Consider the following 13681-nt stretch of genomic DNA (forward strand, 5'->3'; position numbering starts at 1 on the left):
TTCATTTGCACTGTCCTCCTTTCCGAGCATTGCTCACGATGGTATTCATTAAAGAGTGTCTTCACAAAGGCTATAATCGTAGGTCTTCGGCTTCTTTGACCCTGCCGATCTGTCCTGCCCGTAGAAATCATGATTGACGAGCGCGGAGTAGTAATTGTCTATCGTCAGAGAGGCGTTATACAGAGCGGTCAACAGGTACGCCCGGATATTACGGATGTCTGACGGGTTCTTGTTCATTGCTTCCAGAACGTACTCTATGTGGCTGCTATTCAGCTTGAGAAAGCGGGACTTGACCACTTGCTGCGGCATATCCTCGCCATTGATACGGATGGTCGGAGCGGTAGAGCAGACGGCATCCAGCATGATGTCCATGATCTCCCGGAAGCGGTCTTTATCGAACTTCGGATCCTGACAGAGAATGTTGTAGTCAAGATTCTCTTTGATAATCTCCTCATACTCGCTTCGCTCATCCATCCTGTCCATCCCATCAAGATTGATGGATTGATAGTTCTTTGAGAGAGTATTTCTTTCTTGGGTAATTACTTGATCAGTATTTATTTGTGCGGACTTATCCCCGCGTGGATTATCCACATCTGGCTTCTCCACACATGGATTTTCCGTGTGTGGCATTTCCCGTTCTGGCGTGGACTCCTGCGGCTCTTCGTATATCTCAAAGATTGTGCTGCTCATCCTGCCTTTACCGTCTCTCTGCCGGTGCCGGACAAGGTAGCCGTGCTTTTCAAGCTCACGGAGCGCGGAGAGAATGGCATCCGGACCTTCCTTGCAGATTGCAGAAAGTCCCTTGGTTGAGAACTTCCAGCCATCATTAAACGAAAGCATCTTTGAGAGTAGCCCGACTGCCTTGAGTGACAGGCTCTTGTCTCGGAGGTGGAAGTTCGCCATGACGGTATAGCCACGATTCTTGTTTACGCGATAGACTGCCACGAAAATCACCTTGCTATCTTGGGAAGCAGCTCTTCGCCGCACTTTTTCTGGAACTTCATTCGGACGACCTCCTTGCCCTTCGGCGTGAAGTAGGTCTGAGAACCGGTGTAGCAGAACGTCACAAAATCGCGGACGATGAACAGTCCGGCATTGCTGTCCTTGTTGTAGGGAAGAAGCTGCCCGGAAGGAGAGCGGAACAGGTACTTTTCTTTGAGAAGGAACTGGACGAACTTGCGCTCCGGGATTTTCAGTTCCTTCGCCGTCGTTCGGATATTGGTGCAGTCATCCGGATTGATGAAGGCGTCGTAGTAATCAGCTTTGGGCTTCGCCGTGTTCAGCTCACACTCAAGAGCCTTCACACGATTCTTTTCCAGAATCAACGCCTGAGCAAACTCTACAATGACCGCAGGTTCCTTCTGAATGCGTTCCAGAAGGGAGTCCGTCATGTAGCCGCCGGTCTTGCGGATCATGGGGATGACATCATGTGTGATCCAGCGTTTGAAGGCTTTGGCTTCGGGCTTACGGCTGCTCAGAATAAGCGTGTAAAGTCCAGGTTCGTTCACCACCGTCATGTTGGGATTGCCTCGTTTATTACCCTCATTTGAAATGAGGGTAATCATCTTCTCGTCCGCATCCAGCCGTGAAATGGCTTGTGACGAATTGCCGATCTCCAAAGCCCTGCACACGTCTACCGCCACAAACCACGGCTCGTTTTCGATCAGGGCTGTTCGGATTTCTCCAAACTGTTCATTCTTGAAGACTTCGATTTTGTTATCCATGATTGACTTCCTTTCCGGCAGCAGATGTGCCACTTTGGTTTTTGAGGGTAGAAACGGGATTGCAGCAGTAGGGACACTCTGCAAATACGCAGGACTGATATTTCCAGAAGGGGCGATGAAAGCGGCAGCTTCGGCACTCAGGGAGAATGCCATCCGCGCCGCTGTCAAAATGCTCAAAGCCGGGTGTGGTCTGCATCAGCAATTCCAGTGCTTGCAGATCACCGGCTGTCATGCGTTTCATGCTTAAAAACTCCTTTCTTTCGCCGCATCGCCAGCAAATATTGCGGCTTTTGGGCAACAAAAAAAGAGGGTTTGCTTCTTACTCCAAATTGGAGAAGAAACAAACCCTCTTCGTTTACGATGTAGTTCAGATGATTTCTCGGATGGTATGAATGACACCGAGCAGCAGCCCGATGAAGAAGGCAAGTCCTCCGATAAGACCGCCTATGATTAAGTTCAATGCGAAGATGCCGACTGAGCCGGAGATACCGTAGCCGCTGGGAACGAGCCAGAGGCACATCCTCCGGATGCCGAATGGCAAGCCGACGCAAATCCACATTAGGAAGTAGTCACATACGCCGTCAGGCATATAGATCGGCTTGAGAAATGACGCGAGGCAGAACGCAAGCGCGATTGGAAGCAGAACCTCCTTCAAGAAGACTTTGATAGCACCCACTATATCCTCCTTCTGCCGGAAGTGTGCAGCAGCACCCTCCGGCTTGCTTGATTATTGTGAAAGTCCTTTGTTTTCGGTCAAAAAAAGAAGGGACTAAGCCAGAATGCCTTGATTTTCAAGGTCTTTCTGATTTAGTCCTATTATCGCACAATAATCTTTCGTAACAATGCAGTTTACTTTTCCAGCTTCCATATCGTCCATCATGCGCTGAAAATCCGGGCGTTCAAAGTTTGTCCCCGACCAGCCATCGTCCACATACTCACCGACTACATGAAGCCCCTGTTCCTTTGCGTACTGTTGCAGGATTGTCCGCTGTGTTTCAATGCTTACGCTGTCACCATAGTTTTCATCGTCCCGGCTCAATCTCATATAAAGCGCCGTGTTGTAAATCGTAGTATTGTAAGGTTGTTTCACCGTTAAAAATCCTCCTTCTAAAGAAACAACCCACGCTTACAATACTTTTGCTCTATGGCAATTATATCATAAGCGTGGGCGTGTTATCAATGATGGGCTATCAGGTTGAAGCGGCTTTTTCTGCGGTATGCCGCACCACATCTACAATCAGATCACCGAGGGACTTCCCGCCTGCGGCGAAGTGTTCGGAGATTTTTATACGGTTGTTCCCACATACAAAATACTGCGTGCCGTTCTCTGCTTGTATGACCTGCCCTGTCCGGGGTGTAAAAATATCGCTTTCGCTTTTTGCCATCCAGTGTCCTCCATATTCAGTTTTCAAGGTACAATGCCGCACAAAGGCGGCGAAAATTTCTGCTTATATCTATCACCTTTCCTTTACCGTGTGCCGCTGCTGACGTTTCAGTTCCGCCAGTATATCCGGCGGGATACGGTCAACCAGCCGCTGTAAATTGTCCAGTTCGCTTTTCAGCTTTGCCCGTTCCATCGTATCTTTCATCTTTCCTTTTTCGCTGGCCTTTGCCCTTGCTTCCAACTTCTCATTCTCCGCCAACAGGTCATTGATTGTGACCTTGTACTTTTTCAACTGCCCGGAGAAGTTCTCCATCTGCGGGAACCACTTTTTTAGCATGGAGAGGGCTTCCTCTTTTTTCTTTCCGGCGTTCAGCGGGTTAATGCCGTCAAGGGCGGCTTCAATGGCTCTGGCCTGTTTGGAGAGGAAAACCGCCTGTTTGAAAAGCCGGGTGGGGATATGCTTCCGGCCTGTCTTGCTGGCACTCTCCCCACGCTCCAAGTCGGGATATTTCACCACCATATAGGCGTGAAAATCGTCCTGCCACTTCGTCAGGTTTGCCCGGTTGCCGATAATCTCCTTAGCACACAGGCGGTTGTCCTTTGTCAGCGGAACAAAGGTCAAATGCAGGTGGGGTGTTTTCTCGTCCATGTGTACCACCGCCGACACGATATTTTCCCGGCCTACCCGTCCAATGAGGAAATCCGCCGCCCTTTGGAAGAACGCCTGTATCTCCTTTGGGGATTTCCCCTTGAAAAACTCCGGGCTGGCGGTTATCAGCGTATCGACAAACCGTGTGCTGTCCTTGCGGGTTCGGCACCCAGCCTGCTCAATCCGGCTCTGAATGAAGTGGTAATAGCGTCCCTCCGGCTTGACGATATGGAAGTTGTATTTGCTCCGGCTTGTGTCAATGTCGGGATTGCTGGCATACTGTTCTTTCTGTCTTTCGTGATGGGCTTCCAGCGGCCTTGCCGGGTTGCCCTTGTGCTTCTCAAACCGTAAAATTGCGTGTTGTGCCATTCTGCTCCTTTCCCCATTCCTTTCCTATCCGGGGTTTTCCACAGGGAAAATCCCGCAGAAAATAGCTCGGATAGGATTGGAATGGATAGAATATAAATCAATCTTTTTAATCTTTGTATTTCTATATACCGTCCGGTTTTCGTACGTCTCAGGAGTGATTTCCGTACTTCATGGGTACGGTTTTCAGTCCTCCGGCGTACCAGAACCGGATTTCTTGAAGTCGGTGTTTGGAACCGCTTCATAGGATTTTGGGAAAATGCGGTTGGGTTTTCCACAGCCCTGCTTCTGGATTTCCACCAGTCCGGCGTATTGCAGTTCCCGCAGGGTGTTCACCGCTTTCTGCCGCCCACAATGGAGCAGGTCAACCACTTCGCAGATAGGGTAATACAGGAAAATCCGTCCGCAGTCATCCGCCCACCCATTCTTGCGGGACAACTCTGTCCGGCGCAGGATAAAGGCGTACAGAACCTTTGCCTCGTTGGACAGGGGCCTGAATGTGGGGGCTTCAAAGAGGAAATTCGGGAGCCGGGTGAAGCTGAACGCCTTTTCCGGCTGATGGATATAGATGGTATTTGTCATAGTGCGTTTTGTGGACGGTTAGAAGCCCGTTTTCCGGGGTGGGCGATACTTTATACCACCTGCCCCGGTTTGGGGCTTGCGGAGCCTGATAAATCAAGGCTTTTTTCGCTCCTAACTGTCCACAGCAGACCTCCTTTTCCGTTCACTTTCTGTTTTCTGTCGCCTGTGAACTCTGGCGGCACAGCCGGGGCAGTATTTTGCCCGGTTGGATTTGGGGACGAACACGCCGCCGCAGACCGCACAGCGTTTCAAGTCCCTATCCCGGAAAATCTCCGCTTCCAGCGTTCCGTCCAGCGGCAAGACCGACCAGCGGAACCACTTACAGCAGACCGAGAAAGAAATCGTCTGCGGGCAGGTGCAGGTGTCCCCATCGTCAAGGACAATGCAGTTGCCGTCCTCACAGCAACAGCACCCCCGGCGTATCAGGCTGGCCGCCTGTTTCCTCTGCGCCGGTGTCATGCGGTAAAGGGAACCGTCCGGCCTGCGTTCCAGCGGCGGCAAGTCTTTATAGGGGTTATCTCTCATGCGTTCCCTCCATTTTGCTTTCCGTTGCCGTTCCTCCGAAAAGGTTTCCTGCCCCATTCCTGCGGCGTGTTCCGGCGTTGGCACACTCCCCATACTTCGGGACATTTTGTCCCGAAGTCCGGCTCCTTGCGGTGCTTCCCCAGCCGGGGTATCCCTTTTCGGACGGTCATTCTGTTTTCAAGGTGCTGTCCATCGATGAACTACCCTAAGTCTACACCTAAATGACCGCCCGTTCCGTATATCCGAAAGGTGGGAAATCGGCTTAAGAAACAGGCTATTTCCACGCTCTCGGAATTGTGGTAAAATAATAAGTACAGAGTGACAAATTGGAATTTACCCAAGGGAGTGTGATTGCATGAAAAAAATAAACATCATTATAAACATCTTTATTGCAGTTTTTATTGGTGTATTTATTGGACACGGGGTTTATACTGTTTGGGACTTCAAAACTCATCCCGAATTATACGTTGTGCAATCAGCACCGTGGTATACAAGCATCTTGATATATGGTGTATTGACCATTATTTTGTTACTGATTTGCATTGTGATAAAAGTGATCATCAATCATAAATCTAAACAGAAGTGAGAAATATATGATTACAGTATCGGGAAGTTGACAAAGCTACAAATCCTAATTTATCGAGCAGACAAGGAGGGAGAGCATGGAGTTATCCATACAGGAACGGCTAAAAGACCTGCGTGTGGAGCGTGGGCTGACATTGGAACAACTTGCGGAGCAGACCCATCTCTCCAAGTCTGCTTTGGGCAGTTATGAGGGGGACAAGTTCAAAGACATCAGCCACTATGCCCTTATTGAGTTGGCAAAGTTTTATGAAGTGACCGTTGATTATCTGCTGGGCCGCTCCCAAACAAAAAATCACCCAAACGCCGATCTTGCAGACCTGCGTTTGAGTGATGATATGATTGAACTATTGAAAAGCGGGCTGGTGGACAATTCCCTTTTGTGTGAACTGGCGACACACCCGGATTTTCCTCGGCTCATGGCTGACCTTGAAATTTATGTGAATGGCGTGGCAGGAAAACAGGTGCAGAGCGCAAACGCCATTGTGGACGCTGTGAGTGCAACAATTATGAAACAACACAATCCCGGCTTGACTGACCCGCAGTTAAGACAGCTTATCGCCGCCCACATTGACGATGACAGCTTTTGCCGCTATGTGATACAGCAGGACATAAACAAGATAGCCCTCGACCTGCGGGAAGCCCATAAGGACGATTTTTTCAGCGTCCCGGAGGATAGCCCACTGGAAGATTTTTTGCAGGCAGCCGAGGAAACCGCTAAAGAGGACAGCGACCCGGAGCAGGCGGCTATGATGTTTATCTGCAAGCGGCTCAAACTGAATTATAAGAAGCTGTCCGAGGAAGAAAAGAAATGGCTAAAAAGAATTGCACAAAAGTCTGACTTGCTGAAAAATCCAAAGCCCCAGCGGGGGAGAAAATAAGTGGGCGACAAAAACAAATTTTACAAACGGAGGATACCATGAAGAAAGACGATAGAGAAAGATGTTCGTGGGCAACCACAGAACTCTATAAAGAATACCATGATGAGGAATGGGGAAAGCCCGTTCATGATGATAGAAAACTATTTGAAATGTTGGTTCTTGAAGGTATGCAAGCCGGATTATCATGGCTGACGATATTAAATAAAAGAGCTGCATTTAAGGAAGCCTTCAACGAGTTTGATTATCAAAAAATTGCTCTCTATGACGAAACTAAAATTGATGAGTTAATGCAAAATCCCAATATTGTTCGCAATAGATTAAAAATTAAGTCGACAATCACAAACGCACAGCAATTTATCAAAATCCAAGAAGAATACGGAAGTTTTGATAAGTTTATTTGGTCTTATGTTAAGAATAGACCGATTCATAATCATTTCAAATCGGAAGCGGACATTCCTGCAACAACGCCACTTTCAGATAGAATCAGTAAAGACTTAAAAAAACGAGGCTTTAAGTTTGTAGGCAGCACGATTATATATGCGTATATGCAGGCAATCGGAATTGTAAATGACCATGTGAAAGGTTGCTATTTGTATGTACCAGAATAATTCAATATTTCGGTACAATTTATCGAGAGATAGCAAAGCCAGCCGAGCCAGTCAACGGTCAAGATGAACGGCGCATAAATGCGCCGCCGTTGACAGTCCCGCCCGTCTTTGCTAAAGGGTAATCAAGGCGGGAAAGCCCTAAAATGGCTTCACACCTATTTCAATAATTGGAGGAGATAAAAATGAGATCAGAAAAGGAAGTTTATGATATTGTTTTGAATTTTGCAAAAACAGACAAACGCATTCGCATGGTTACTTTGGAAGGATCTAGAACAAATACAAATATTCCGCCTGATGATTTTCAGGATTTTGATATTACTTTTTTTGTTACGGATATGGACAGCTTCACAAGTGATGATAAATGGCTAGATATATTTGGTGAAAGGTTGATTCTGCAAAAGCCGGAAGATATGGAATTATTTCCAGCTGTAGAAAAGGGATTTTCATATTTAATGCTGTTTACTGATGATGTTAAGATAGATTTAACTTTGCTGCCGCTGGAACTGATAGACGAGTATTTTACATGGGATAAACTGGTAAAGTTACTGTTGGATAAAGACAACCGTATCGTAAAGCCGCCAATACCAACGGATATAGACTACCACTTGCAGAAGCCTACTCAAAGAATGTTTGACGATTGCTGTAATGAATTTTGGAATACTACAACATATGTAGTAAAGGGCTTATGCCGCAAAGAAATTCTTTTTGCTATTGACCATATGAATGATATAGTACGGAAAGAATTGCTTCGCATGATTTCCTGGCTGATTGGTATCAAACAGGGATTTCATTTCAGTTTGGGAAAAAACTATAAATTTATGAAGCAATATGTCCCAGAGGAATTGTGGGAACGACTTATGTCCACTTATAATATGGATTCCTATCCCCATATGTGGGAATCCTTTGAACAATGTATGGCATTGTTCCGGGAGGTTTCGTCAGAAGTGGCATGCCAGTTGGATTACCAGTATCCACTATATGATGAAAAAATCAGTAATTATGTGATTCGGCAAAAGAAAAAATATGGCATTGAAGATGATAACAAATAAAATTTTTTCAATCGAAAAAATTTATTTTGATTATTCAATTTTGAAAAACTGAATACCTCAAAATCAGAAAGAGAGCGGCCAAGCACTTTGAGGGATTGGCCGCCTTGTCCACCCATCCAGCGGGGCGGCGGGCGGCGGTCAAGGCCGGGTGTAACCCCGTTCATTTCAGCCTTGACGGTTGCCCGCTGTCCTGCTACTTTTCCGGGAGTGTGGCCACAACTTCGGGACACTTTGTCCACAAGTCGGAGCGTAGGACGAGGGACGGGGGCTTTCATATACGCCCAGTCTGCTGTTGAAACCAGACCTGTGCTTACGGCTCTACGCCACGCAAGCACAGCCCTGTTTTCCTGCCGCTTCAAATGCCCTTGCCCTCCCCGGCGGCAACGGCATTTTCACGGCAACGCCGACAGAGCGTATAACACACTACACTTTGCTTCGCAAAGTCGTGTGCCAAATGGGGGCGTTGCCCCCTTTGGAAACCCCCACAAGAAAAGGCGGTACGCTACCCCTCCACGGGGCGCATACCGCCTTTTCTTGTTATCCAGCCCTCCGGCTGTATCGGTTGAGCAAAAGTCAGCGTGGGATTGATGTGGTATCTTTATCTAAGTGAAACCCCGCCCTCCCACTTCGAGACCGCCTGGCGCGAGACATTCAGCTGATTGGCCAGTTCCTCCTGGCTCCATCCATTCTGGCGGCGGAGAAGGGCAATTTTTTCTGCTAAGATCATAGTGTTCTCTTTTCTGCCGCAGGGCGGCGTATCAATGGATTCCGGCGGACGTCCTCTATGCTGTTATCATAGCAGATTTTCCAGTTGACAACCACCAATTGCGGCTTGAAATTTGTCAACCAGCGGTTGCAGCCACGCAAAAACCGCCTGCACCCAGCATAATCGCATGGGCACAGGCGGTTTTGTTTCTACCATTTGTTACTTCAGCAGGTTATTATCCGCGAAGTAGTCAATGCGCATGGCTTTGCGGACATTGGCCAGGGTGGCGGCAGCGGTCTTTTCGGCCACGGCGCTGCCTTCCTTCAGGATCTCCACGACCTCGGGCAGGCGCTGCTCCCACTCCTTGCGGCGGTTGCGGATGGGCTCCAGCTCGGCCTGCATGACGGCGTTGAGGAACTTCTTGATCTTCACGTCGCCCAGACCGCCACGCTGATAGTGGGCCTTGAGCTCATCGAGGTTCTGGTACTCCGGCAGGAACTCGGCAAAGTGCTCGGGGCGGCTGAAAGCGTCCAGATAGATGAACACGGGGTTGCCCTCCACCTTGCCGGGGTCCTGCACCCGCAGGTGGTTGGGGTCGGTGTACATGGACATGATCTTCTTCTTAATGTCCTCGGGCTCATCCGACAGGTAGATGCAGTTGCCCAGGCTCTTGCTCATCTTGGCCTTGCCATCGATGCCGGGCAGGCGCAGGCAGGCGGCATTCTGGGGCAGCATGATCTCAGGCATGGTCAGGGTCTCGCCGTAGACGGCGTTGAACTTGTGCACGATCTCGCGGCACTGCTCCAGCATGGGCATCTGATCCTCACCGGCCGGCACAGTGGTGGCACCGAATGCCGTGATATCCGCTGCCTGGCTGATGGGGTAGGTGAAGAAGCCCACCGGGATGCTGGTCTCGAAGTTCCGCATCTGGATCTCGCTCTTCACGGTGGGGTTGCGCTGCAGGCGGCTCACCGTGACCAGATTCATATAATAGAAGCTCAGCTCTGTCAGCTGAGGCACCATGGACTGGATGAAGATGTGGACCTTGTTGGGGTCCAGACCGCAGGCCAGATAGTCCAGTGCCACCTGCAGGATGTTCTGGCGGACCTTCTCCGGGTTATCGGCGTTGTCCGTCAGGGCCTGCGCGTCAGCGATCATAATATAGATCTCGTCGAACTTGCCGGTGTTCTGCAGGCGCACGCGCTCCTTCAAAGAGCCAACGTAGTGGCCAACATGCAGGCGGCCCGTGGGACGGTCGCCGGTCAGAATGATCTGTTTCATTGTAATTCTTCTCCTCAAAAGTCTCCTTGCTCCGCCTTGCCTTTTCCGAAAAACGTTCTGCTTCTGCCAAGGGCTCCCCTACCAGGGGAGCTGGCCGCCGCCAGGCGGACTGAGAGGTTTAATCGTTATTTATAAGTATATCCCCCGCCGCATTCGCTGTCAACAAAAAGAAAAAAGCGATGGAACATTTCCATCGCTTTACTGGCGCCTCTTGCCTGACTCGAACAGGCGACACCCTGATTAACAGTCAGGTGCTCTAACCGACTGAGCTAAAGAGGCATCTATATAAAACGGCATACAGCCGTTTTACTACTATAAAATGGTGACCCGTACCGGAATCGAACCGATGTTAAAGGCGTGAGAGGCCTCTGTCTTAACCGCTTGACCAACGGGCCATACGTCCATTTTCGCATCGGGGTTTCGCTCCCGACTCGATTATTTTAGCATAGCAGTCGTACTTTGTCAACAGGAAATTTCAAGTTTTTCAGAAATTTGTGCTGCGGGCCTCCCGCCCCGGTTTTTCCGCTCTGGGATACCCAGTTGCATCCAGAATCGACAAAATATTATCAAAGTTGTGTTTTGGGTCTCTTTTCTTTATTTTGTTCGCCGCGGTTCCCCTTTCTTCTTATGAAATCACTTCAAACAGCTAAGATTCTGAATAAAATTTGTTACATTTATAAGAACCTTTTGTTTCCTCTGGTTGATTTTGGAACGTTTTTATGTATAATGGTAAACAGGAGAATACGCATCTGTATTTCTTCATCGCCCGCGCTGCCCATTGGCTAAGGGCATGTGCGTCGCGCGATCAGAATTGATCTGAACGAAAGAAGAGGTATAAGTATCATGGCAAAGGTAGATCTGAGCAAGTACGGCATTACCGGCACGACCGAGGTCGTGTATAACCCCTCTTACGAGCAGCTGTTCGAGGAAGAGACCAAGCCCGGCCTGGAAGGCTACGAAGTGGGCAAGGTCAGCGAGCTGGGCGCTGTGAATGTTATGACCGGCATCTACACCGGCCGTTCCCCCAAGGACAAGTTCATCGTGATGGACGAGAACTCCAAGAACACCGTTTGGTGGACTAGCGACGAGTACAAGAACGACAACCACCCCGCTTCTGAGGAAGCCTGGGCTGCCGTGAAGGAAATTGCAAAGAAGGAGCTGTCCAACAAGCGCCTGTACGTTGTGGATGCTTTCTGCGGCGCAAACAAGGACACCCGCATGGCTGTCCGTTTCATCATGGAAGTGGCCTGGCAGGCACACTTCGTCACCAACATGTTCATCAAGCCCACCGCTGAGGAGCTGGAGAGCTTTGAGCCTGATTTCGTTGTTTACAACGCTTCCAAGGCCAAGGTCGAGAACTACAAGGAGCTGGGCCTGAACTCCGAGACTGCTGTTATGTTCAACATTACCAGCAAGGAGCAGGTCATCGTCAACACCTGGTACGGCGGCGAGATGAAGAAGGGCATGTTCTCCATGATGAACTACTTCCTGCCGCTGAAGGGCATTGCTTCCATGCACTGCTCCGCCAACACCGATATGGAGGGCAAGAACACTGCCATCTTCTTCGGTCTGTCCGGCACCGGCAAGACCACCCTGTCCACCGATCCCAAGCGTCTGCTGATCGGCGATGACGAGCACGGCTGGGACGACAACGGCGTGTTCAACTTCGAGGGCGGCTGCTACGCAAAGGTCATCAACCTGGATAAGGACTCCGAGCCCGATATCTACAACGCCATCAAGCGCAACGCTCTGCTGGAGAACGTCACTCTGGATGCTGAGGGCCACATCGACTTCGCTGACAAGTCTGTCACCGAGAACACCCGTGTGTCCTACCCCATCAACCACATCCAGAACATTGTCCGCCCCATCTCTTCTGCACCTGCTGCAAAGAATGTCATCTTCCTGTCTGCTGACGCATTCGGCGTTCTGCCTCCTGTCTCTATCCTGAGCCCCGAGCAGACCCAGTACTACTTCCTGTCCGGCTTCACCGCCAAGCTGGCCGGCACCGAGCGCGGCATCACTGAGCCCACCCCCACCTTCTCCGCTTGCTTCGGCCAGGCTTTCCTGGAGCTGCACCCCACCAAGTACGCTGAGGAGCTGGTCAAGAAGATGCAGATGAGCGGCGCTAAGGCTTACCTGGTCAACACCGGCTGGAACGGCACCGGCAAGCGCATCTCCATCAAGGACACCCGTGGTATCATCGATGCTATCCTGAACGGCGATATCAACAACGTGCCCACCAAGAAGATCCCCTACTTCGACTTCGAGGTTCCCACCGTCCTGAACGGTGTTGACACCGGCATCCTGGATCCCCGTGATACCTACGCCGACGCTTCCCAGTGGGAGGAGAAGGCCAAGGATCTGGCTGGCCGCTTCATCAAGAACTTCAAGAAGTACGAGGGTAACGAGCACGGCAAGGCTCTGGTCTCTGCCGGCCCCCAGCTGTAAGCTCTGATCCCAGCATTTTTCTTCTGAACTCCATATAAAATATCCCCCGCTGCCTGTCCATTGACCGAACAGGCGGTGGGGGATTTGTGTTTTGGAGCAGGTAAACAAAGCGTCGATTGCCTTTTGGTGCGTGGTATGCTATCCTTTTTCCAAAGGATGTGAGCACAATGGATGCGAAAACGTTCGGGGCATTTCTCGCCCGGATGCGCAAGTCACAGGGATTAACACAGGCAGAGCTGGCCCAGCAGCTACATGTAACAGATAAGGCTGTCAGCCGATGGGAACGCGGGGTCGGCCTGCCGGACATCAACACGCTGGAACCACTGGCCGACGCGCTGGGGCTGACCCTTGCCGACCTGATGCACTGCCGTGACCCGCAGGAAGCAGATATTGCACCGGAAGTCCCGCTGGAAGATTTCTTTACCCTGCTGCGTCGTCAACAATCCATTGACTGGCGCTCGGTACGGGCAGTTTTGTTTTGGCTCAGTGCCGCACTGGCCATCTGGGGCATCCTCGCCTGCCCGGGCCGGATGGCCGTCCACTGGCGTACCCTGAGCAATGGGAACCTGCAGGCAGACGGCTGGCTTCCCTCCTGGGTGTTTTTCCCATTGTTTGTCGGGATAGAATTTCTCTCGCTGGAGCTCTGGAACAACTTTGAGCAGACCGGCTACTACCGACACTGGGGTGAGATAGGTGCCTCCGTCACCCGCTCCATGAACTTCTGCTCCCCTGCTGTCCGGCTCTGGAAGTTTGTGCTCGACCTGCTGTTCTTCTTCGGGTTCGGCTTCGCGATCCCCTGCGCTGAGATGATGGCGATTCTGATCAACTGAAAAAAAAAAAAAAGAAAGCCCTCCCGTCGCTCAAGCGAAAGGAGGGCTTTCTATCATCTTATCAGA

Annotated in this window: 15 protein-coding genes, 2 tRNA genes and 1 pseudogene; 5 read left to right on the forward strand and 13 right to left on the reverse strand. The window is 50.3% G+C overall.

Annotated features, from left to right (window positions below):
* Window positions 1-48 precede the first annotated feature (48 nt).
* The 9 genes from GXM22_RS14525 to GXM22_RS14570 all read right to left on the reverse strand — a co-directional run bounded on the left by GXM22_RS14525 (window position 49) and on the right by GXM22_RS14570 (window position 5230).
* A complete protein-coding gene (locus GXM22_RS14525) occupies window positions 49-954 on the reverse strand; it encodes a DUF6017 domain-containing protein (protein WP_005934797.1) in 906 nt (301 codons plus the stop codon).
* The gene (locus tag GXM22_RS14530) at window positions 951-1724 is read right to left on the reverse strand and encodes a BRO family protein (RefSeq protein ID WP_005934798.1); all 774 of its coding nucleotides are present in this window, start codon (window positions 1722-1724) and stop codon (window positions 951-953) included. Before GXM22_RS14530 ends, GXM22_RS14525 begins: the two co-directional genes overlap by 4 nt.
* Entirely contained in the window at window positions 1717-1965 is a 249-nt protein-coding gene (locus tag GXM22_RS15320) for a hypothetical protein (RefSeq protein ID WP_005934799.1), read from the reverse strand. Before GXM22_RS15320 ends, GXM22_RS14530 begins: the two co-directional genes overlap by 8 nt.
* A 126-nt stretch (window positions 1966-2091) precedes the next feature.
* Window positions 2092-2400, reverse strand: coding sequence for a DUF6050 family protein (locus GXM22_RS14540; RefSeq protein WP_005934801.1), 309 nt, complete (start codon window positions 2398-2400; stop codon window positions 2092-2094).
* Between the two features lie 93 nt (window positions 2401-2493).
* Window positions 2494-2814, reverse strand: a complete 321-nt coding sequence (locus GXM22_RS14545) for a recombinase family protein (RefSeq protein WP_035394664.1) — start codon at window positions 2812-2814, stop codon at window positions 2494-2496.
* 100 nt (window positions 2815-2914) lie between these two features.
* Window positions 2915-3109, reverse strand: a complete 195-nt coding sequence (locus GXM22_RS14550; protein WP_005934803.1) for a hypothetical protein — start codon at window positions 3107-3109, stop codon at window positions 2915-2917.
* A gap of 72 nt (window positions 3110-3181) precedes the next feature.
* The gene (gene mobV, locus GXM22_RS14555; protein ID WP_005934804.1) at window positions 3182-4126 is read right to left on the reverse strand and encodes a MobV family relaxase; all 945 of its coding nucleotides are present in this window, start codon (window positions 4124-4126) and stop codon (window positions 3182-3184) included.
* Window positions 4127-4309: 183 nt separating this feature from the next.
* Window positions 4310-4705, reverse strand: a complete 396-nt coding sequence (locus GXM22_RS14565; protein ID WP_005934805.1) for a replication initiator protein A — start codon at window positions 4703-4705, stop codon at window positions 4310-4312.
* 111 nt (window positions 4706-4816) lie between these two features.
* Window positions 4817-5230, reverse strand: coding sequence for a cysteine-rich VLP domain-containing protein (locus tag GXM22_RS14570; protein WP_035394728.1), 414 nt, complete (start codon window positions 5228-5230; stop codon window positions 4817-4819).
* Between the two features lie 662 nt (window positions 5231-5892).
* On the opposite strand from GXM22_RS14570, the gene GXM22_RS14575 reads away from it, so the two are divergent.
* The 3 genes from GXM22_RS14575 (at window position 5893) to GXM22_RS14585 (ending at window position 8350) form a co-directional block, all read left to right on the forward strand.
* Complete coding sequence (locus GXM22_RS14575) at window positions 5893-6693, forward strand: helix-turn-helix domain-containing protein (protein ID WP_005934809.1); 801 nt, start codon at window positions 5893-5895, stop codon at window positions 6691-6693.
* Between the two features lie 38 nt (window positions 6694-6731).
* Window positions 6732-7301, forward strand: a complete 570-nt coding sequence (locus GXM22_RS14580) for a DNA-3-methyladenine glycosylase I (protein ID WP_005934810.1) — start codon at window positions 6732-6734, stop codon at window positions 7299-7301.
* Between the two features lie 182 nt (window positions 7302-7483).
* Entirely contained in the window at window positions 7484-8350 is an 867-nt protein-coding gene (locus GXM22_RS14585) for an aminoglycoside 6-adenylyltransferase AadE (protein WP_001255868.1), read from the forward strand.
* A gap of 604 nt (window positions 8351-8954) precedes the next feature.
* Here the strand turns inward: GXM22_RS14585 and GXM22_RS14600 are convergent.
* The 4 genes and pseudogenes from GXM22_RS14600 to GXM22_RS14615 form a co-directional block, all read right to left on the reverse strand.
* Window positions 8955-9077: pseudogene (locus GXM22_RS14600) on the reverse strand (helix-turn-helix transcriptional regulator); the annotation flags it as partial.
* Between the two features lie 198 nt (window positions 9078-9275).
* The gene (gene trpS / locus GXM22_RS14605) at window positions 9276-10337 is read right to left on the reverse strand and encodes a tryptophan--tRNA ligase (RefSeq protein WP_005934814.1); all 1062 of its coding nucleotides are present in this window, start codon (window positions 10335-10337) and stop codon (window positions 9276-9278) included.
* Between the two features lie 202 nt (window positions 10338-10539).
* Window positions 10540-10616: transfer RNA gene (locus GXM22_RS14610), tRNA-Asn, on the reverse strand.
* A 41-nt stretch (window positions 10617-10657) separates the two neighbouring features.
* Window positions 10658-10732 (reverse strand) — tRNA-Glu (locus tag GXM22_RS14615).
* 448 nt (window positions 10733-11180) lie between these two features.
* On the opposite strand from GXM22_RS14615, the gene pckA reads away from it, so the two are divergent.
* Window positions 11181-12785, forward strand: a complete 1605-nt coding sequence (gene pckA / locus GXM22_RS14620) for a phosphoenolpyruvate carboxykinase (ATP) (protein WP_005934816.1) — start codon at window positions 11181-11183, stop codon at window positions 12783-12785.
* Window positions 12786-12952: 167 nt separating this feature from the next.
* The gene (locus GXM22_RS14625) at window positions 12953-13615 is read left to right on the forward strand and encodes a helix-turn-helix domain-containing protein (RefSeq protein WP_005934817.1); all 663 of its coding nucleotides are present in this window, start codon (window positions 12953-12955) and stop codon (window positions 13613-13615) included.
* Window positions 13616-13681 lie beyond the last annotated feature (66 nt).

Source organism: Faecalibacterium duncaniae (assembly GCF_010509575.1).
Classification (GTDB): domain Bacteria; phylum Bacillota; class Clostridia; order Oscillospirales; family Ruminococcaceae; genus Faecalibacterium; species Faecalibacterium duncaniae.

What these genes read in the sequence shown, in the direction of transcription:
- GXM22_RS14530 (WP_005934798.1), bottom strand. Translation starts at nt 1,724, where the DNA reads ATGGATAACAAAATCGAAGTCTTCAAGAATGAACAGTTTGGAGAAATC.
- GXM22_RS15320 (WP_005934799.1), bottom strand. Translation starts at nt 1,965, where the DNA reads ATGAAACGCATGACAGCCGGTGATCTGCAAGCACTGGAATTGCTGATG.
- GXM22_RS14550 (WP_005934803.1), bottom strand. Translation starts at nt 3,109, where the DNA reads ATGGCAAAAAGCGAAAGCGATATTTTTACACCCCGGACAGGGCAGGTC.
- mobV (WP_005934804.1), bottom strand. Translation starts at nt 4,126, where the DNA reads ATGGCACAACACGCAATTTTACGGTTTGAGAAGCACAAGGGCAACCCG.
- GXM22_RS14565 (WP_005934805.1), bottom strand. Translation starts at nt 4,705, where the DNA reads ATGACAAATACCATCTATATCCATCAGCCGGAAAAGGCGTTCAGCTTC.
- GXM22_RS14570 (WP_035394728.1), bottom strand. Translation starts at nt 5,230, where the DNA reads ATGAGAGATAACCCCTATAAAGACTTGCCGCCGCTGGAACGCAGGCCG.
- GXM22_RS14575 (WP_005934809.1), top strand. Translation starts at nt 5,893, where the DNA reads ATGGAGTTATCCATACAGGAACGGCTAAAAGACCTGCGTGTGGAGCGT.
- GXM22_RS14580 (WP_005934810.1), top strand. Translation starts at nt 6,732, where the DNA reads ATGAAGAAAGACGATAGAGAAAGATGTTCGTGGGCAACCACAGAACTC.
- GXM22_RS14585 (WP_001255868.1), top strand. Translation starts at nt 7,484, where the DNA reads ATGAGATCAGAAAAGGAAGTTTATGATATTGTTTTGAATTTTGCAAAA.
- trpS (WP_005934814.1), bottom strand. Translation starts at nt 10,337, where the DNA reads ATGAAACAGATCATTCTGACCGGCGACCGTCCCACGGGCCGCCTGCAT.
- pckA (WP_005934816.1), top strand. Translation starts at nt 11,181, where the DNA reads ATGGCAAAGGTAGATCTGAGCAAGTACGGCATTACCGGCACGACCGAG.
- GXM22_RS14625 (WP_005934817.1), top strand. Translation starts at nt 12,953, where the DNA reads ATGGATGCGAAAACGTTCGGGGCATTTCTCGCCCGGATGCGCAAGTCA.